Below are 19,277 nucleotides of genomic sequence, written 5' to 3' on the forward strand. Positions count from 1 at the left end.
GCCGCACCCCGTGAAGGGATGCGGCCCTGGAGAACAGGAACTACTTGGCCATGTCGAACCAGTTGAAGGCCTCGACCATCTGACGGGTGGTGTCGCTGACGTAGCGCGGGCCGGTCAGTTCCCAGCGCGTCACGGTGCGGTAGGTGCCCGGCTCCAGCGACTCGTCCTCGCGGGTGTTCTCGTCGTCCTTGACCGGCACGTACTCCTTGATGGACCGCTTGGTCAGGGTGACGTCGAGCGACTCGTACGCGGACTGGGTGTAGAGGTAGTTGCCCTGGCCGCTGTCACCGGCGCGGCCCGGGTCGGCCAGCTTCAGCTGGATCGTGTTGCCGCCGAACGAGCCGGTCGCGGACACCACCGTGATGATGTGGCCACCACTGCGCTGCAGCGAACCGGTGGTGGGGCCGGCCTTGTAGCGGCCGTACACGAGCTGCAGCGGGCCCTCGTTGAGCTTCTTCGCGAGCTCACCGGCGAAGTCCGGGTTCTCGTGGGTGCTCACGGCGCCGGTGGAGGTGGTCCACCCGGCGTCACGGGCGGGCTTGGTGGCGATGTTCCACGCGGTGCGCAGGTTGGTGAGGTTGGTGCCGCCGTTGTACTTGGCGTCGACGCCGATGCGCCCGATCGAGTTGGTGATGACGCTGTAGTCGGCGGGGTCCTTCGGGTTGAGGTTGCCGACCTTGGTGGTCAGCCAGCCGACGGGGGCGTCCTTCTCGTGGCCCCAGTAGTGCAGAACGTTGTAGAGCGAGGCCGGGCCGCAGTAGGCGCCACCGTTGTTCTCGAGGCCGGCCCGGTGCTGGTCCACGTCGCTGACGCCGCACTTCTTGACGTTGAACTCGCTGCCGGCCAGGTCGGAGGCACCGACGCACGGCGGGGGCGTGCCGATGATCGGGTCCGCCACGGCGGTGGCGGGAGCGACGACGGCGGTGAGAGCGGCGGCGGCGATCAGAGCGTTGCGGATCATTTCGGTTTCCCCTTTGAGTTCCTGTGTTCCCCTGCGGTGACACAAGATTCGCCGAGGCGAACCCCCAAAGGCATGAGGGGAGATCCCTCAACCCTTCAGCGGAAAAGATGGGTGTATCAGGGACACCCCCACGCTGCTCTGTCTTAGGCGAGGACGCTGGCGAGGTCCCTGCGACCTGCGATTCCGAGCTTCGTGTAGATCCGCCCGAGGTGGTTCTCGACGGTCTTGGGCGTCACGAACAGCTCCTGCGCGATCTCCCTGTTCGCCCGGCCCGCCGCCGCCAGGTCGGCCACGCGTCGTTCGGACGCCGTCAACGCCTCCGCGCCCAGGGTGATCTGGCGGCGCGGCCGGTCACCGAGTGCCTCCAACGCCTCGACCGCACGGGTCTGGAGCGCCGCCGAGCCGCAGTTCCCGGCCAGTTCGATGGCGCGGTGCAACGGCTCGCGCGCGTCCGTCCGGCGTCGGGCGACCCGCAGCGCCTCGCCCAGGTCCACCAGCGATCGGGCGAGTTCCAGGCGTGACGGCGAGGCTTCCAGCACGGTCACGGACTCGGTCAGCAGTTCCAGCCGCGCGTCCGCGTCGGCGTTCGAGAGCAGTCGCAGGGCCGCGCCGACTTCGGTCGCCGCGCCCCACTTGCGGGCCACGTCGAGCTGTTCGGTGGCCAGTTCCAACGCGAGTTCGTGCTGGTTGAGGAGCAACGCGGCGCGGGTGGCCACCGCGCGCCACGGGATCGTGGGCGGATCGACGTGCACCTGGTGCATCGCGTCGCGCTGACGGTAGGCCTGGGACATCGCACGCCGTGCGTCGCCTTCGGCCAGTGCGATCAACGCGCGCACCTCGTGCAGCCAGATCATCGGCATGGTCAGCCGGGCATCGGCGTGCTGGCTGTCGAACGCCGTGATGAACGCGCCGGCAGCCGCGACGTCGCCCCGTTCGAGCGCCGCGTAGACCGCGAAGTGCGTCGAGGTCGCGCGCAGGCTGATCACCTCGGACACCGGGTCCTCGTGCGCGACGGCGGCCAGCGCTCCCTCGGCCTCGGCCTCGACGACCTGCATGTTGCCGCAGCGCCAGTTCAGGAACAGCGACGCGTTCGCCACCATCGCGAACTCGATCGGCGAGCCGTGCGCCCGCACCTTCAGCCTGGCCCGTTCGATCTCGTGCCGCGCGGTGTCCACGCCGTCCGCGGCCATCAGCGCGAGCAACGCCACCAGCCACGCGACCATCGCGTCCGTGCTGCCCGTCGCGTCGTCCAGGTAGGCGCCGTTCGCGAGCGCGCGCGTCGCGGTCGTGGCGACCTCGTCGTGCGGCCACACCTCGTAGCGGCCCATCTGTGCGAGGAGACCGAGCAACGTGCGTTCGTCTGGAGTGCCGCCCGCCAGTCCCGCGTAGCCGCTGAGGTGTGCGGACGCGACCTGGCGTTGGTCAGGCAGGAACGAGCGGAACACCGCCAGCCGTGCTTCGAGGTGCAGCCGCGACTCGCCGTCCGGGCGGGCCTCGATGGCCTCGGTCAGTTCCGCGATCGCCGCCGCAGGGCCTTCCAGCGCGGCCGTCGCCGAGGCCGCCGCGGCCACCAGTTCCGCGTCCGGCAGGCCTTGGGCCGCGGCCTTCAGGTGCCGGTGCGCGTTCACGGCGTCGCCGACCCGCAGCAACGCGCGCCCGAGTTCAGCCCGCAGTCCCGCGTCGCCGGGCTTCTCGTCCACCGCCCGCGCCAGATGTCCTGCGGCGGTGCGGGGATCTCCGGCCGAGAGCAACGTCGCCGCGGCCTTTCTCAGCACCTCGGCGGCGTTCGGCAGTGTCCCTTTGGGAGCGTGGACGAGATGCGCGGCCACTCGGTCGGCCGAGGCGTGCGACTCCTGCAACGACTTCGCGGCGCGCGCGTGCAGCGAGGCGCGCGCGATCGGCCCGAGACCGGTCAGCACCGCCTCACGCACCACGGGGTGCACGAACTCCAGATGGTCGCCGGTGATCAGCACGTTCGCGGCCGTCAACGCCTCGACCGCGGACGGGAGATCGCCGACCTCCGCCAGTTCCGCCGCCTGCCACGGATCGGCGTGCGTGCCGAGCACGGCGACCGCTCCCGCGAGCGCCACCGCTTCGGCGGGCAGCCTTCCCAGCGTGGCGCGGAAGACGGTGCTCGGGCCGAGCGTGCCGACCTTCTCCGCCGTCGCGGCGTCGTCCAGCGGCAGCCCGAGCGCCGCGAGTTCGTCGACCAGGACGCCGGACAGGAACGGGTTCCCGCCGCTGGCCGCGTGCAGTGCGGTGATCACTTCGGGGTGCCCGCCGACCAGGGCGCTGAGCGCGTCCGTGGTGAGCGGGCGCGGCAGCAACCGGTCGGCGGACACGCTCAGCTGCGCGAGCGGCCCGAAGTTGTCCATCGGCGGCCTGGTCGCGACGACCAGCGCGATCGGCAGGTCCGCGATCCGGCGGGACAGGTAGACGAGGAACTGCAGCGACGAGTGGTCCGCCCAGTGCGCGTCGTCCACCGTGATCAGCAGCGGGCGGGTGGACGAGAGGTCCACCGCGACCCACCACAACGAGTGCAGCGTGCGGGCCAGTTCGGCCTGACTGGGGTCGAGCGCGGCGTCGTCCAGGGCTTTCAGCGCCGCCCCTGACGGCCCGGCGAGGATCTTCTCGCGCAGTTCGCCGGAGTACCGCGACACCGACCGCTCGACCATCTGCCGGACGACACCCCACGCCATGGCGCTCTCCAGAGCGTCACCAACAGCTTGCAGTCGCCCGAACCCGCGCTCTTTGGCCAGCTCGCGGCATTCGTGCACGAGCCTGGTCTTGCCGATGCCCGCACGGCCCTCGATGACGACGACGCGACCCTCACCACGGGTGGCTGCGTCCAGAGCTTCACGAATGTGCGCGATCTCGGAGTCACGTTCAAGTGGTTCACGCACGAATTGATCGTAGCGGCCGTCTCGCGGGCTACATGCAGGTCATCGACTGCGCAGAAGGGCGACTTGATGCTCCATCCGAGTGATCGTCAGTTGGTGCAGGCGCCTTCGTCGGCGTTGTCGCCCCCGCTGAGGGCCTTGTCGACGAACGCCTTGGCCGTGGCGGGGTCGACCTCGTACCCGAACCCGGTCTCCCGCTGGACGGGCGCGTCGGTCGGCAGCGTCGTCACGCCGATCCCCACCGGACCGGTGAACCGCTGCGCGAACTCCAGCACGTCCCAGCCGTCGTCCACCTTGATCGACCCGCTGACGCCGCCCGCGAGTGCGAGAGCCTTGTCCTTGGTGATCTGCGAGGCCAGCCCGACGAGGAACATCTGCTGCCGCTTGGCCCGGTCCAGGTCGCCGTTGGGCAGACCGTGGCGCTGGCGCAGGAAGGCGAGAGCCCGATCGCCCTGGAGCACCTGCTTGCCGGCCGGGAAGCCGACCTTGGTGATCGGGTCGTTCGTCGCCGCTTTCAGGCAGACCTCGACCCCGCCGACGAGCTGCGAGATCGGGCCGAAGTCCGACATCTTCACGGCGGCGTAGTGATCGACCTTCGCGCCCGTCGTCTTCTCGACGGCGGCGGTCAGCTTCTTCGGGTCCTGGGCGAACAGGCCGTTGATCTTCGCGCCGTCCACGTAGAGGTCCCGTGGCAGCGACACGACCATGACCGCCGCCCCGTCCCCCCGGAACCGCGCGAGCATCAACGCGTCGGTGTTCCCGACGTCGTCAGCGCCGATGAGCAGCACGTTCTGCGCTTCCGCGGCACCGGGCGACACCGCGGGCGGCGCGGCCTCGGTCTTCTTGATCGTCGTCGGGATGATGACGGCGGCGGCCGCGGCGGCGGCGGTCAGCGTCGCGACACCGACGATCAGGCCGAGCGGCTTGCGCTTCTTGGCCTTGTGCAGGTTGGCCAGCACGGTCCGGGAGTCGACGCGCTCCTCGGCCTCAGCGGCGATGGCCTGGCGGATCAGGTCGTTCATGAGTGCACCCCCAGGGTGGCGGACCGGGCGAGTTCGTGAGTGCGCAACGTCTGCAGCGCACGAGAGAGTTGGCTGCGCACGGTCGATTCCGTGCACCCGAGCACCTGTGCGATCTCCGCGTCACTGCAGTCCTCGTAGAACCGCAGCACCAACGCGGCGCGCTGCTTGCGAGGCAGGATGGCGATCCGTGCGCGCATGGCCTCGCGTTCAGCGTGCGCGTCGGCCGGATCGGCCATCGACGGCACGTGCCCGGCGAGCTCACTGCGTTCCATGGCGATCTCACGCGCAGCCTTGCGGTGCCGCCACGACAGGTAGTCGTTGGTCACCATGCGCTTCACGTAGAGATAGGGCACGTCCATCGCCCCGATGCGTTCCCACTTGCCCTGCGCGCGCATGAGCACGTTCTGCACGATGTCCTGCGCCAAGTGTTTGTCGCAGGTGATCGCGGTGGCGTACCCCAACAGCCGATCCAGCCGATCAGCGACGAACTGGTCGAACCCCACGCCGCCCCCTTCTCCTCTGTGGTCGTTTGCGGATCGGGAAACCCCTCTCGCCGCTCGATCCGCTGCATCGACTTGTGTGGTCCGGCCCACAGATGTCTCGGTTTGGACGGATTTCGGCGTGAATCCTTTTCATGTTCACGTCCGTGGGCGAGCCTTCACGTCATGCGCATCATCCCTGCACTCGCGCTGTTGTCGCTGCTCCTCGTCCCCGTCGACGCGGTCGCGGCCCCCAACGGCAACTACTACCTGCAAAGCGCCGTGACCGGCCAGAACGCCGCCGTCTCCGGCTCGTCAGTGGTCCAGCACCGCCCCAAGGGCAACGAGGACCGCCAGCAGTTCTCCTGGAACGGCAGCACGCTGTCCGAGGGCGGCCAGTGTCTCGGCCGCAACGGCGACGCTGCCCAGATGGTCAGCTGTTCGAGCGCCGAGGCCCAGTGGACCGGGCTCCTCGACGACCAGGACAGATACCGCTTCAAGGACCCCGGTGCCGACCGCTACCTGATCGCGTCCGGCACCGACCAGATCCGCGTCGGCACCGGCAACGACACGTGGTTCCTGACCCCGGTCACCCCGGTCCGCGTCCAGCCCCCGGCCGACCCGCGCCTGGACGAGATGACGTTCCTGACCGCGCACAACGCCTACGCGAACGGCGTCGACGGCGGCTTCATGTTCGCCAACATCGCCCCGAACCAGTCCCGCGGCATCGTGCAGCAACTCAACGACGGCGTCCGCGGCTTCATGCTCGACATCCACCAGACCCCCGACGGCGCCATCCTCTGCCACAACAGCTGCACGGCCGTCAGCAAGCCGGTGGCTTTGAACGTCGACGTCCAGCGCATCGTCGACTTCCTGAAGTCACGCCCCACCGAGATCGTCACGGTCTTCCTGGAGGACTACGTCTCGGCCGACGTCCTGCGTTCCGAACTGGCCCGCGTTCAGGGCCTGGGTGACGTCCTGTACCGAGCCGAGGGCGTGCGCGAAAACGGCTGGCCGACGTTGTCGCAGATGAGGGCCACCGGCAAGCGCTTGCTCATCTTCACCGACCACAGCCGCGACGGCCGAGAGAACTCCGGCGTGCTTTACCAGAAGGACTGGACCGTCGAGAACTACTGGTCGATGGGCTCAGGAACCGGTGCCTCCGACTGGTCCTGCTACTCCCGCTGGGGCGACAAGCCACTGACCGCGACCGAGGCGAACTTCCGCCCGCTGTTCGTGATGAACCACTTCCGCGACGTCCCGATGCAGGGCACCGTCGCCACCGACAACTCGAAACTCGTCAACCGAGCCCAGCGCTTCTGCGAACCCGCGGCCCGCAAGACCCCGAACTACCTGGCCGTCGACTTCTACCACCTGAACACGCCGTCACTCCCGGCCGAACGCCACCCGTCCGGCACGGGTTCCGTCGAACTGTCGGCTTCGTCGACGCTCTGCCTGGACAACAACGCCGGCGGCACCGAGAACGGCAACCCCGTCCAGATCTGGGGCTGCAACAACTCCTACGCGCAGAAGTGGCGCGTCGTCGCCGACGGCACCATCGCCATCTCCGGCAAGTGCCTCGACATCAGCAACAGCGGCACCACCAACGGCACGGCCGTCCAGCTGTGGCAGTGCAACGGCACGGGCGCGCAGCAGTGGCGGGTGCGGTCGGACGGGTCCGTGCAGAACCCGCAGTCGGGGCTGTGCCTGGACAACCCCAATGCGTCCACCACTCCCGGCACACGCCTGAACATCTGGAGCTGCAACGGTTCCGCGGCCCAAGCTTGGAAGTTCCGCTAGACCCTCTTGCCGATGCCCACGTAGACGTCCGCAGGACCGCCTTCTCCGGCCGGGCCGAGTTCCGGGTGCCACTGAGGCGCCGAGACGACGCCCGGCTGGAGGATCTCCATGCCGGCGAACATCGGCTCGAACTGGTCGTGCGAACGGAAGTACATAGGGTCGCGGCTGTGCTTCATGGCCTCGACGACGGCGCCCATCTCCTGCGGCTTGAAGTCCGCCGTGAGGTGCGAGAGAGCGATCAGGCTGCCGGGCGGCATGGCGTCGCGGTAGCGGGCGACGACCTCGGCCGGGCCCTTCTCGTCCGAGACGAAGTGCAGGACGGCGACCATGAGCAGGCCGACGGGCTGGGAGAAGTCGATCAGGCTCTTCACGACCGGGTCGGCGAGGACGTCGTCGGGGCGGCACATGTCCGCCCGCACGACGCCCGCGTTGTCGTTGCCCTCCAGGATGAGCTGGCTGTGCGAGACCGCCACCTCGTCGTAGTCCACGTACACGACCCGTGCGTCCGGGTTTGCCTGTTGCACGATCTCGTGGACGTTGCCGACCGTGGGGATGCCTGAGCCGAGGTCGAGGAACTGCGTGATGCCCTGCTCCATCATCAGCAGGACGGCACGGCGCATGAACGAGCGGTTCGACGAGGCGATGGCACGGCCGTCGCGCAGGATCTGCAGCACCTTGTCGCCGACCGCGCGGTCCGACGCGAAGTTGTGGCCACCTCCCAGCAGGAAGTCGTAGACCCGTGCCGCGCTGGGCACGTCCGTATTGATTCCCGCGGGCACCCAGGAGAAAGGCTCGGCCATGCCGAAGAACTTACTCGAATGCGCGCACGCGTGTAGCGGCCTGGATCGGGTGAGAGCGTCATCCAGAACGCGCGCACCGGGCCGAAACCTGCTCTGCCAGCACAGATGCGCCGGCTGAGCGGGCTTCCCGACCCAGTCGGCGCAGCTGGTCGTCGGCGCGTGCCGAACGCAGGTTCTGGGCGGACGCCACGGCTTCTCCGGCGAGCTCGGTCGCCACCGCTACGTCACCTAGCGCGAGATGATTGCGGGCCAGCGCCGTCAACGCGAGCGTGCGAGCCCGACCTTCGCCATATGTGCCAACCCTTGTGGTGAGTGAGGCGATGGCCTGCTCGGGATCGTCCAACGCGCACCGGTCGGCCCACGCGTTGTGCGCCGCCACCACACCGAGCTGGAACGCCTTCAGGGCGTCGTCGGGTGCGTTGTGGTGCAGGAACATCCGGCCGGCCCGTGTCAGCACGGAGGCGATCAGCGACTCGTTCTCCGCCTGGCGCGCCAACGTCAGCGCCTTGGCGAAGTGCGGCAGCGCGACTCCGGGCTGTCCGCTGTCGAACGCCGTCCAGCCCGCCAGCTCGTAGACCTCGGCGACGGCGGTCCACGTCGGAGCGTCGCCGACGACGATCATCGGTTCGACGGCGGCGAGGTGCTCCAGAACCGCCGTGTGGCAGGCGATCCCGCCATAACGCTGGTCCAACGCCCGCAACGCCCGGGTGCGCGCCGCGATCACCTCGGGCGAAACGAGAACCGACGGCATCCCGGACGGCAGCCAGTCGAACGTGGGCGCGCCGACCATGATCCGGGCCGCGTGCTCCAGAAACCGTTGCCGCTCCTCGGAGTTCTCCCTGATCAACTCCGCTGCCTCGGGAAATCCGTCCGCCACGGCGGCCAGACACCACTGCGAGGCCTCGGCCGTCTCGCCGAGTGCGAACAGGACGTGCGCCAGCCGCACGGCCGCGTCACCGAGGCGTTGGTCGGCAGCGACCCGGAAGTGCACGGCCGCCTCGCGCAGGCGCCCGGCCCGTTCCGCTTCCTCGCCCAGGCGGTACAGCCGCTCGACGGCCTCGTCGAGCTCGAACTGGCTCAGCAGCTCACTCATCACTGCCTCCGAGAATCCGTCGCAGCTCGGCCCGGCCGCGGGTGAGGTGCGTGCGCACGGTGGACTCGCCGACCATCAGCACCGCGGCGATCTCGCTGACCGAGTACCCGAGCAGGTGATGCAGCGCCAGGGTCTCGCGGTGCCTGGGGGACAGGTCACGCAACGCGGCGTGCAGCGCCTCCACCTCGTGCACGGGCTGCACGACCTCGGGCACCTCGGCGAGCGGCGTTTCGTGTCCGTAGCGTTGCTGCCACCGCCGCATGAGCCGTATCGCGACCTTGAGCACCCACGCCTCGGGCTTGTCGTACGCGTGGATGTCACTCCATCGGTGCCGCGCGATCACCAACGCGTCCTGCGCGATGTCCTCCACGACGCGAGTGTCGCCGCTCAAAGCCGTCAGCGTCTTCGTGACCACGGGCAGGCACCCGCGGAAGAACTCGGCGAAGCCCTGATCCGGCTCCGGTGTGCTCAACGGCCTTCCCTTCAGCGTCCGCTCACGTCGTTCACCGCACTGAGGCGACCTTCAACGGTTACAGGCGCTGAAACCAGCCAAGGCTGACAGCGAGGAGTGAATTCACCCGATCGGAGGCCTAGGGGAGGAGATGACGGAAGGCGTTGACCAGCAGCATGCGTTGCTGGTCGACGTCGAGACCCTCCTCCGGCAACGGCCGGAACTCCTTGTTGCCCTGGGAGCCACGCGGGCCGAACGACTCGACGCGGACCGCGATGTCCACGACGTCCGATGTGAGCTCCACAGTGGACTGATCGTCCGGGATCGGCTCGTTCTGCTGGTAGAGCTCGTAGGTGAACCGCATCTCGATCGCGCCGTCGAACGTGGCCTGCTCGGTCGGCAGCTGCATCGCGTCGAACACCGACCGGTACAGCGCGGCGCCGGTGAGGTGCAACGGCGTCATCACGACGTGCGTGGTGCCGAGGTCGTGGCTGCGCACGGAGATCGCGACGGTCGGGCCGTCCGGCGTCGGCGGGACGGGCTGCGGGAAGACCGGGAGCTCCGACTTGCGGTCGGAGCGCCAGATCGCCACGAGGCGGTCGGCGGCGTCCACGAGGTCGATGTGCTTGCGCGGCGCGAGAAGCGCGGGCAGGGGTTCCTCGTCGAGCCGCACGATGAACAGGAACGCGCGCCGCCGCGTCATCTCCAGGTTGAACGCCCCCGTCCACTCCTTGGCCACCCACTCGCGATGCGGGGTGTTCGCCGACCACAGCAGGACGTAGTAGTCGGAGGTGGCCAGTGCCTCGTCGATCGCGGCCATCACGTTGTCGCCGGGCGCGATCTCGTTCTCGTCCAGGTAGGCGTTGACGTTGCGCGCTTCCAGTTCGGCACGGAGTTGCTCGGCGTGCGGACGGTCCTTGCCGGCGAACGACAGGAACACCTTGGGGCGGGTTTCGAGCGGCACGGGGTCTCCGTTCTTCCTGAGTCTTCTGCGCAGCGGGCCCGCTGAGGTCTGAACGCCCGCGTCGCCGTGCAGGGACCAGCACGCCCAGTCGGCCGGGTGCCGGTCGGCGACTTCTCTCAGTGCGTGCTGCAGAGCGCGATCTCTCGGGAGCTTCGCGAGGTGGTGGTCGAACGCGTCGAGCACCTTCCGCGCCACCTCGTCGCCGGCCTTCCACCGGGCCGCGACGACCGATGCGGCGCCCGCGGTGATGGCCGCGCGAACGAAGCCGGTTCCCCTGTCGTGGCCGCGTCGCTGGGTCATGCCGGATTCGCAGGCGCCGAGCACGACCGTGCCACACGCGCTGAAGTCCAGCTTTCCCAGCGCTTCCACGGACATCCGTTCGTCGCGGAACTCCAGCCACGACTGGCCGGGGTTCAGGCGATCGTTCGTGCCGTGCGCGTCGATCCGGACGCGGTGGAACCGGCCCTCTTCCAGAGTCCGTTGCAGTTCAGCGGCTTTCCGGAAGATCGCCGTCTCGTCGCCCCTCTGCTCGCGGGAGCGGCGCCGCAACGGGCGCAGCGCCGACAGGCAGGGCAGGCTGGACAGCGCGTGGGTCACGCCGAGGTGGTGGTCCGTGCCGGGGACGGGCAGGCCGGCGAGCGGCACGTCCGCGAGGACGTCACCTGCCACCACCGCGAGGCGCGTGACCTTGGGCGGCAGAGCCCTGATGACGTCGTCCAGCGCGATCAGGCGGGTCAGCTCGCCGAGCAGGGTGCCGAGGATCGCGTTGTCGTACTTGGGTTTCCACGACTTGAGGCGGCGGATCGTGTCGGTGAGCTCGCCGATGTGGACGTCGGTCGTGACGTGCGTGATCTTGCGGCCGATGATCACGTGGTGGAGCTGGTCCGGCGTCGCGTGCATCATCCACACGACCTGGTCCTTCGGCAATCGCCTCGTCGCCCTGGCGAGCCAGCGCCTGGCCGCGCGCAGGTCGACGAAGCTCGGGAGGTCGCGGGGCTCGGTGAGGATCGCCGTGCTCCTGGCCGCCTCGACCGCGACCACCAGTCCCGCCAGCGCTTTGCCGCCTTCACGCCGGACGCGGCGGACCGCGGCGCGCACCCGGCCGTCGTGTTCGTCGGGGGCCGCGCGCAGCATCCGGAGCTTGCCGCTGGGGCCGTCCTGGTGGTCGGTGCTGTTCTCCTCGATGCGCCGGGACTCGGACCAGTGTTGTGCGGCGAGGTCTTCGTGGCCCGCGTCGGCGAACGTGTCGCCGAGTTTGCGCAGTGCCAGCGCGGTGAGCTCGGCGTGACCCGATCGGCTCGCGACCTCGAAGTGCTGTGCCGCCTGTTCGAGCCGGCCCTGGGCGTACGCGAGCTCGGCGGAGGTCAGGTGCCACAGCGGGGAGTTCCCCTCGCCCAGCATGCCTTCCGCCTTGAGCAGTTCGTCCTCGGCGATCAGGCGGCGGACGTGGCTGAGCCGGCGTTCCGGCCGCAGCGTCTGGGTGGCGTCCGGGAGCTGCGCGATCACCTCCGGCCCGGCCGCGGCGACCAGCAGTGGGAAGAGCCTGCGGGCCGCGCCCGCCTGCCGGGTCATCACCAGCAGCACGGTCAGCTCGTAGAGGACGGCGAACCTCAGCGCGGCCTCGATCTGGTAGCTGGTGAGGCATCTCGTCATCAACGCCAGCGCTTCCTCGTACCGGACCTCGCGCCTGAGCGCGGCTGCCCGTCGCAGGAAGTCGGCCGGATTCCGGGGAGCCTGACCGCTGATCTTCGTGACGCGGGTGCCCCTGCGCACGTCCAGCAGGACCCGGTCCCGGCCGATGTGCTCCAGGTGCTCGGGGCGTCCGGCGCGGCGGAAGTGGCGTTCGGCGGCGTCGAGCTCGCTTTCCGCGGTGGGGTAGTCGTAGCGGTCCGCGGCGGCCAGCGCGGCCACTCGCGCGAGCTTCGCCTGCTCCAGTTCGGTGAGCTTGAGCTTCCGGAGTGCGCGCACGTCCTGCTCGGCCGCGGTGTGATCCGTCGCGGCACTGCGGATCTGGGCCCGGAGGACTCTCAGCGTGATGTCGTTGCCCGCGCCCAGATACTCGTCGCAGCGCTGCGCGGCCTTGGCGATCGCGCCGAGGTTGAGCAGCGTGGCGCAGTGGTCGTGGGCGACGAGCGGGCTGATCTTCGCGGCCTTCGCGTAGGCCAGGTCGACGCCGAGCACGTTGCCGCGCAACGCGGCGGACCGCGCGGCCTTGACCGCGTCCGCGAGTGGGGTGCCGGGTTCTATCTGCATTCAACGCCCTCTGCGGAAGGCATAGCGGGGTTGTATGTCGCCCATTGCTCCGTCTGATCTGGAGAACGGACGGGCGACCACGATGCCCGCGGCCGCGATGGAATGCGTTCGTTGGCGCATGCACGATCCTCCGTGCGTCGCAGATTAACGATCCAGACGGCCCACAGATCGTTTGTCCACTTTCTGTCAACGAACTGCTCAAACGATCTTGTCGGTGCTCCTCGGCACACTGGATCCACCACCGATCCGAGGAGACCGCCATGTGCTGGGACTGCGACCACCCCGCCGACCGCATGGAAGAACACCTGGCCACGTTGCGCCGCTGCATCGACGCGCGAGGCTGGGCCGTGCAGGCGATAGAACGGGACCGGGCTCACCCGCCCTGGGCCTACACCGTGGGCCTGACCCCGCGCGGCCTGCCGGAGCTCGTCGTGACGGGCATGCCCGTGCTGGAAGCGGGCCGCCTGCTCGACGACATGGCCGAACACCTCGCGCACAGCTGCCTGCCCGCTCCCGGCCGCCGCTTCAGCGTGCCCGGCGGCCCGCTGCTGGAAGTCGTCCGCGTCGCGCGTCCCTGGGCCCACCTCCTGGTGTCCGCGCGGCTTTACGGCGAGGGCATCGAGGCCCTGCAACTCGTGCACGCCGACGAGTCCGGGCACTGGCCGTGGGACCGCTCTTATGAAGGCGTGGTGGGAGGTCAGCCGGTGCTGGGCGTGAGAGCGGGACCACCGGGCGGCTGAGCCTCGCCCACCGAGCGGCTGATCCGCTCTCCCAACCCCCGCAGGTGCTCCACCAGTTCGTCCGGCCCGTGCACCGCGAAGTCGCAGCCCAGCAAGGTCAGGCGGAACGCGAGGTAGTCGATCGTGTCCTCGACGCTGTGCCACGAGCACGAACCGTCGTCGAGGGCGGTCAGGTCGCCCGCGAAGTCCGCCAGCCGGGCCCGCGCCAGTTCCACCGGTAGCCGCAGGGTCGCACTGGCCCGGAAGGTCGGCGCCGAGTCGTACATCTTCCGCGTCACGAACTCCGTCGCGTCCCCGCCAGGCGGCACGCGCGGAGCGAAGCGCGCCCCGGTGGCGAGCGCGGAGGAGACGCGGTCCAGCCGGAAGATCCGCCAGTCGTCCCGTTCCACGTCGAAGGCGAGGAGGTACCAGCGCCGGCCGAGCGCTACCAACTGAACAGGCTCCACGTGCCGCTTCGAGACCACGTTCTCGTTGGCGACGTAGGCGAACCGCACCCGTTCGCGGGCGGCGACCGCGCCGGCGACCACGGTCAGCTGGCCGGGGTCGACCAGCGAGGCGTCCGAGGGCGCCGCGGGCGCGGTGGCCGAGGTCAGCGACGCGACCCGCCGGGCCAGCCGGGGCGGCAGCACCTGCTGCAGCTTCGCCAGGGCGCGCAGCGACGCCTCGGCGATGCCCGCCACCGGTTGCCGCGCGGCGGTGCGCAGGCCGACCGCGATGGCGACGGCCTCCTCGTCGTCGAGCAGCAGCGGTGGCATCGCCGCGCCCGCGCCGAGCCGGTACCCGCCGAGCGCGCCCATCGAGGCCTCGACGGGATAGCCGAGGTCGCGCAACCGGTCGACGTCACGCCGCACCGTCCGCGGCGTGACCTCCAACCGGGCAGCCAGTTCGCTGCCGGGCCACTCGCGGGGCGTCTGAAGCAACGACAGCAGGCGCAACAACCGGGCCGCATCACTCATGCCGCAAACCTAGGCCAGAACTAGGACCGAACTCGTCCTACATGCGCCATACGGTCACCCCAACGAGCAAAGGGGAGACCGAATGAACGTCGTGCCCGAGGGCTATCACACCGTGACGCCGTGGCTGATCACCGCCGGCCGGACGGCCGAGCTGATCGACTTCATCACGGAGGTGTTCGACGCCACCGAACTCGGCCGCGTCGGCGAGGCGCCGCTGATCGGCCACGCCGAGGTTCGCATCGGCGACTCGGTCGTGATGCTGTTCGACGTGCCGGACTGGCCGTCCACGCCCGCGTTCCTGCGCCTCTACATCGCCGACGACGCGACCACGCTCAAGCGTGCCGTGGAACTCGGTAGCAGGATCGTCACCGAGCCCACCGAGCTGTTCTGGGGCGATCGGGTCAGCCGCTTCGCCGACCCGTTCGGCAACCTGTGGTGGCTGCACCAGCGCGTCGCGGAGCCCACCGAGGCCGAGCTGAACGCGAGGATGCAGGACCCGGTCTTCGTCGAGGCCATGAAGTACGTGCAGAGCGCGGACTTCACTCCGCGGAGGTGACCCAGTCCTCGGTGTCGCGGTGCCGGCCGAGCCCCACGGCGTCGAACTCGTCGTGGTGCTCGCCCTTCACGACGCCGAGACGCCGGAGCGCGCGCGAGATCGGGGAGACACCTGGCGCCGGGTCGTCCTCTTCCCGCACCAACGGCCCGAGCACGCTGCGGCCCTGTTCCCAGACCTGAGCCCGCTGCGAGCCCGTGCCACCGAAGAACTCCGCGTCCACGAACGCGACCGGCCCGCGCAGCGACCACGCCACCAACTGCTCGAAGTCCGGCTCGGCGGACAGCGGCAGCAGCACCAGGTCCTGCGCGAGCGGAACGACACGATCGCCCACCAGCACCCCGGCACCGGCGATGACGGCCTGAAGGCGGTACACGTCAGCCGGTGACCCGATCGCGTTCGTCCGCTGTCAGCGTCGGTTCCGGCGAGGCTGACCGCGGCCCGCGCAGGGTCGCCCACACCATCTTGGGACTGACCAGATTCGCCATCGGGGCGGACAACGTGAACGCGTCCAGGAACGCCCGAGTCACTGCGGCCTCCGTGGTGGCCGTGCGCACCAAGCGGTCCACATAGCGCTGCAGAACCCGTGCGGCCAGCGGCAACGGCTTCCCGACCGCGCCCGGATAGAGGATGTCCTGGTTGGTCGCCATGGCCCAGGCCCCGTCGACGACCTTGCCGATGCCGCGCTGGATCTGCTGCGCACCGTGCCCGGCCTTGAGGCCCGCGTCCAACGCCTGCGCGCTCTGCGCCGCGATCGACATCCCGTGCCCGTAAACGGGGTTGTAGGTGGCCACCGAGTCGCCCAGCGCCACGAGCCCGGAGGGCCAGGACTTCAAGCGCTCGAAGTACATCCGCCGGTTCGCGGTGCTGTGCGACCCGTACACCGGCGACAGCGGCTCGGCCGAGGCGATCAGCTCACCCACGACCGGATTGCGCACCGACCGGGCGAAGCCGACGAACTCCGACTCGTCGGTCGACGGCTCGCCGCCACGCGTCCCGGACAACGTGACCAGCCACTTCCCGTCTTCGATGGGCAGCAGGGTCGCGGTGCAACCGGGATGCGGATCGCGCGGGTTCGCCTGCACGTTGACGATCGGGAAACCGGAGGTCGCGGTCGGCGGTGCCTGGAAGATCCTGGTCGCGTAAGCAAGTCCGGAGTCGACGCTCTCGGAGTGCACGGCAGGCAGTCCCAGGTCGACCAGCCAGGCGGGCAACCGGGAGGCGCGGCCGGTCGTGTCCACGACCAGGTCCGCCTCCAGCGACACCTGCTCGTGCGAGATCCGGTCCTCGACCAGCACTCCGGTCACCGCGTGCCGGTCACCGAGCAACGACACCGGTTCGGTCCCGGTCAGCACGGAGATCTTGTTGTCCCGCAACGCCTGGCCGCGCACGACCCAGTCCAGCAGCCCGCGGCTGCACGAGACGATGAACTGCATCTCGGGGAACCGCGGCACCCAACCCTGGGCGCTCAGCGACACCAGGTCGTTCGGCACCCCGATCCGGTGTGCGCCGGCCGCGAACAACGCGTCGAGCGTGCCCGGCAGCACCGACTCGATCGCCCGCGCGCCACCGGACATCAGCAGGTGCGCGTGCCGGGCCTGAGGCACGCCGGAACGCGGCGCGGGGCCGTCCGGCAGCTTGTCGCGCTCCACCACGGTGACCTCGTCCACGTGCCGGACGAGGACGGACGCCGCGAGCATGCCCGCGAGTCCTCCGCCGAGCACAACGGCGTGTGTGGGTGCCATCTAATCCATTCCCCCTGCTGCTTCCACGCGCGCTGCGTCGGCGACGGCGGCGTCGACTATCGGCGAGTGCTGGTACGCACGCGAGATCCGGACCCACCTCTCGTGCTCGGCGGCGAGGTCGGTGCCGTCGACGATCTCCGCGGCGGGACGGCGTTTGGGCGCCCGGGAACGGCCACCCGACGAGCCCGCGGCCCGCAGCTGGGCGGCCTCCACGACGGCGGCCACCTCGTCCTTGGCCAGCGAGGCGTTGCGCGCGAGCGAGGTCGCCGCCTCGCCGACGGTCAGGTCGAAGTACGGCGTGAGCGCCCAGCGCCAGTCGTTGAGCTCGATGATCTGCCGGCGCACGCGGTGGTGCGGGTTGAGGAACTTGCCCGGTGCCACCAGCACGATGCCGGGGTTCACGTGCAGCAGCGCGCGGTGCAGCGGCCGCAACGCGAAGTACGTGCGCCAGCGCCGCACCCACAGCGAGGGCGACGGGCGGCGCGGGCCGAAGACCGGCAGGGCCATCGCGATCACCAGCGGGAAGATCGCCAGCGACGCCATCAGCGGCGCGCCCGTGCTCAGCACGTCGAAGCTGCGCTCACCGAACCAGTTCATCAGCAGCACGAACAGCTTGATGACCGCGAACGCCACCGGGAACAGGCCGGTCGCGCTGTACCAGCGCAGGCCGCGGGCGAGCCAGGGACGGGCGGAGATCGCCTCGTCCCGGGCACCTTGCCAGCAGTGGTAGGCCTGACCGCCGCAGCCGACCGCGGTCGCCACCAGGTAGATGAACAGGAACACCGCCACCGTGGGCTGTGTCGCGTAGAACGTGTCGAAGTCGACCTGGCGTTCCTCGTCGACCTCGGACTTGAAGAACAGCACGATCATCGCCGCGATGATCGAGCCGTAGCTGACGACGATCAGCCGGACCCGTTGCCACGCCTGGACCACCGGATAACGCCAGAACAGCACGAGAGCGAACGACGACCCGGCGAAGCCCACCACGAGGCTGTAGACGAGCAACGCGGCGAAGTTCGGCACACCGCTGACCCAGTTGATCCAGGTGATGTTCGCGGGTGCGGCGAAGAGGATGGCGAACGCGGAGGAGGAGACCGTGGAGATGAGCGCGACGACACGGGGGCTGCCCCAGCTCGACCGCAGTGCGCGGATCTTGTACGCGAGGAGGAGCAGACCGACCATGCCGCACGAGAGGTAGATCAGGTTAAAGATCGCCACGACGCACCCAGCGAGATCTTCCTTCGAGAGACTCGGCCACCCGGCGCACGTGCGCGGGCTCCTCGGTGGTGGCCGTGTCGGCCCACACCCGGTGTTCCGTCAGTCGTTCCAGCAGGTGGTCGGCGAGGTTCTCGGCCTCGCGTTCCTCGTCCTCGGTCAGCGTCGTGCGTCCGGCGATGATCTTCGCCATCCGCGGCAGCAGGTGCGGTGCGAGCTTGCGCATGCCCTCGTCGCGGGTCAGCGCGACGGGCTGGTGCTTCAGCAGGACGTGCGCGAACTCGTGCAGCAGCACGTGCAGGCGGTGGTACCAGGACGGCGAGTCCGCGCAGATGACGAGGTACGTGCCGTTCTCCAGCAACGCGGTCGCGCCGCTCAGGCAGACCGCGTTCGTGATCGCGGCGAAGCGGACGTCGACGGGACGATCGAGCCGCTCACCCATGAGCTCGCAGACCCGGCGGCTCGCCTCCTGGTGCGTGGCGTCGGGCGGCAGGTCGAGATCGCGCGCGACCTCGTCGACCAGCTTGCGCAGTTTCCTGCGGTTCACCCGTCGCCTCCTCTCGATGTCGTCTGCAGCGGTCCAGGCCGAGATCTTCACGCCGGTGTCGTCATCAAGTGTGGTCCGCGGAGCTGCGGCGGCTGTTCAACGGGAACGACCACCCTTCGCCGACTTCGAGCGCCTGCCGGAACCCTTCTACCGCAGCGGCCCTGGCCTGAGGGGACAGATCGCCCGTGCGTTCGGCCAGACGGGTGACGAACTCGACGACGCCGAGTTCGCGCAGTGCCAGGAAGTCTGTCAGCTCCGAGTCGACCCGTGCGGCCAGGTCGTCGTCGAAGAAGTACGCCGGGTCGGCGCCGAAGTGGTCGGCCAGGCCGAGGATGTGCTTGAGGCGCGGGTTGTCGCTGGTGTTGCTCAGCAGTTCGCGGATGTAGCTGGCGGAGATGCTGCCGAACTGGCCGGACGAGCTGATCGACGCCGCGACCTCCTCCGGCGACCACGGCCCGCGGTCCGGCGGGTGCACGGCCTCGAAGAGCGTGCTCACGGCCGTCGGACGCCACCCCGGCTGTTCAGCCGGGTGCAGTTCGCGGCGGCCGCCGAGGAACACCGCGGGGTGCACGCCGAGCGCGCCGGCGAGATCGACGATGGCCTGGCAGGTCGGATTGTCCTTCACACCGAGCCGCAGCTGCGAGATGTAGCCGTGCCCGATGTCCCCGCCCTGGGACTTCACCGCGGCGGCGAGCGCTACGTTGGTAACCTTGCCCCGTCCGTCGGGCGGGTTGTTGCAGAGCTCGTTGAGGACCTCGGTGAACGGCCTCACGCCACACCTCCGCTGGAGCGACTCAG

At 69.7% G+C, this 19,277-nt stretch carries 17 protein-coding genes; 3 read left to right on the plus strand and 14 right to left on the minus strand.

The window, feature by feature from the left end:
- Positions 1–40: 40 nt before the first annotated feature.
- From SK854_RS13395 to SK854_RS13410, 4 genes are all read right to left on the minus strand, one after another.
- A complete protein-coding gene (locus tag SK854_RS13395) occupies positions 41–961 on the minus strand; it encodes a hypothetical protein (protein ID WP_319975399.1) in 921 nt (306 codons plus the stop codon).
- A gap of 143 nt (positions 962–1,104) precedes the next feature.
- Entirely contained in the window at positions 1,105–3,864 is a 2,760-nt protein-coding gene (locus SK854_RS13400; RefSeq protein ID WP_319975400.1) for a helix-turn-helix transcriptional regulator, read from the minus strand.
- Positions 3,865–3,950: 86 nt separating this feature from the next.
- Positions 3,951–4,883, minus strand: a complete 933-nt coding sequence (locus SK854_RS13405; protein ID WP_319975401.1) for an LCP family protein — start codon at positions 4,881–4,883, stop codon at positions 3,951–3,953.
- Positions 4,880–5,386 carry a SigE family RNA polymerase sigma factor gene (locus SK854_RS13410; protein ID WP_319975402.1) on the minus strand — a complete coding sequence of 169 codons (507 nt, stop codon included), beginning with the start codon at positions 5,384–5,386 and terminating at the stop codon, positions 4,880–4,882. Before SK854_RS13410 ends, SK854_RS13405 begins: the two co-directional genes overlap by 4 nt.
- Positions 5,387–5,548: 162 nt before the next feature.
- On the opposite strand from SK854_RS13410, the gene SK854_RS13415 reads away from it, so the two are divergent.
- The gene (locus SK854_RS13415; RefSeq protein WP_319975403.1) at positions 5,549–7,162 is read left to right on the plus strand and encodes a ricin-type beta-trefoil lectin domain protein; all 1,614 of its coding nucleotides are present in this window, start codon (positions 5,549–5,551) and stop codon (positions 7,160–7,162) included.
- Here SK854_RS13415 and SK854_RS13420 read toward each other — a convergent pair.
- The 4 genes from SK854_RS13420 to SK854_RS13435 form a co-directional block, all read right to left on the minus strand.
- Positions 7,159–7,962 (minus strand): SAM-dependent methyltransferase, encoded by an 804-nt coding sequence (locus SK854_RS13420; protein ID WP_319975404.1) that lies wholly within the window; start codon positions 7,960–7,962, stop codon positions 7,159–7,161. The two genes, SK854_RS13415 and SK854_RS13420, sit on opposite strands and share 4 nt — an antisense overlap.
- A gap of 58 nt (positions 7,963–8,020) precedes the next feature.
- Positions 8,021–9,055 (minus strand): tetratricopeptide repeat protein, encoded by a 1,035-nt coding sequence (locus SK854_RS13425; RefSeq protein ID WP_319975405.1) that lies wholly within the window; start codon positions 9,053–9,055, stop codon positions 8,021–8,023.
- Positions 9,048–9,527 (minus strand): sigma-70 family RNA polymerase sigma factor, encoded by a 480-nt coding sequence (locus SK854_RS13430; RefSeq protein ID WP_319975406.1) that lies wholly within the window; start codon positions 9,525–9,527, stop codon positions 9,048–9,050. The genes SK854_RS13425 and SK854_RS13430 overlap by 8 nt, the downstream gene beginning before the upstream one ends.
- A gap of 118 nt (positions 9,528–9,645) precedes the next feature.
- Positions 9,646–12,723, minus strand: coding sequence for a TIR domain-containing protein (locus SK854_RS13435; RefSeq protein WP_319975407.1), 3,078 nt, complete (start codon positions 12,721–12,723; stop codon positions 9,646–9,648).
- A 260-nt stretch (positions 12,724–12,983) separates the two neighbouring features.
- Between SK854_RS13435 and SK854_RS13440 the strand changes: the two genes are divergently transcribed.
- Positions 12,984–13,463: a DUF4262 domain-containing protein gene (locus SK854_RS13440; protein WP_319975408.1), complete on the plus strand. Its 480-nt coding sequence runs from the start codon at positions 12,984–12,986 to the stop codon at positions 13,461–13,463.
- Here SK854_RS13440 and SK854_RS13445 read toward each other — a convergent pair.
- A complete protein-coding gene (locus tag SK854_RS13445) occupies positions 13,421–14,419 on the minus strand; it encodes a helix-turn-helix transcriptional regulator (RefSeq protein WP_319975409.1) in 999 nt (332 codons plus the stop codon). The genes SK854_RS13440 and SK854_RS13445 overlap by 43 nt on opposite strands.
- 82 nt (positions 14,420–14,501) lie before the next feature.
- Between SK854_RS13445 and SK854_RS13450 the strand changes: the two genes are divergently transcribed.
- Positions 14,502–14,975: a VOC family protein gene (locus SK854_RS13450; protein WP_319975410.1), complete on the plus strand. Its 474-nt coding sequence runs from the start codon at positions 14,502–14,504 to the stop codon at positions 14,973–14,975.
- Here SK854_RS13450 and SK854_RS13455 read toward each other — a convergent pair.
- From SK854_RS13455 to SK854_RS13475, 5 genes are all read right to left on the minus strand, one after another.
- Positions 14,959–15,348, minus strand: a complete 390-nt coding sequence (locus SK854_RS13455) for a hypothetical protein (RefSeq protein ID WP_319975411.1) — start codon at positions 15,346–15,348, stop codon at positions 14,959–14,961. The two genes, SK854_RS13450 and SK854_RS13455, sit on opposite strands and share 17 nt — an antisense overlap.
- Before the next feature lies 1 nt (position 15,349).
- Positions 15,350–16,717 carry an NAD(P)/FAD-dependent oxidoreductase gene (locus tag SK854_RS13460; RefSeq protein WP_319975412.1) on the minus strand — a complete coding sequence of 456 codons (1,368 nt, stop codon included), beginning with the start codon at positions 16,715–16,717 and terminating at the stop codon, positions 15,350–15,352.
- Positions 16,718–17,935, minus strand: a complete 1,218-nt coding sequence (locus SK854_RS13465) for an MAB_1171c family putative transporter (RefSeq protein ID WP_319975413.1) — start codon at positions 17,933–17,935, stop codon at positions 16,718–16,720.
- Positions 17,922–18,479 (minus strand): hypothetical protein, encoded by a 558-nt coding sequence (locus tag SK854_RS13470; RefSeq protein WP_319975414.1) that lies wholly within the window; start codon positions 18,477–18,479, stop codon positions 17,922–17,924. The genes SK854_RS13465 and SK854_RS13470 overlap by 14 nt, the downstream gene beginning before the upstream one ends.
- Before the next feature lie 64 nt (positions 18,480–18,543).
- Positions 18,544–19,251 carry a hypothetical protein gene (locus SK854_RS13475; protein ID WP_319975415.1) on the minus strand — a complete coding sequence of 236 codons (708 nt, stop codon included), beginning with the start codon at positions 19,249–19,251 and terminating at the stop codon, positions 18,544–18,546.
- Between the last annotated feature and the right edge of the window lie 26 nt (positions 19,252–19,277).

Source organism: Lentzea sokolovensis (assembly GCF_033949975.1).
GTDB lineage: Bacteria > Actinomycetota > Actinomycetes > Mycobacteriales > Pseudonocardiaceae > Lentzea > Lentzea sokolovensis.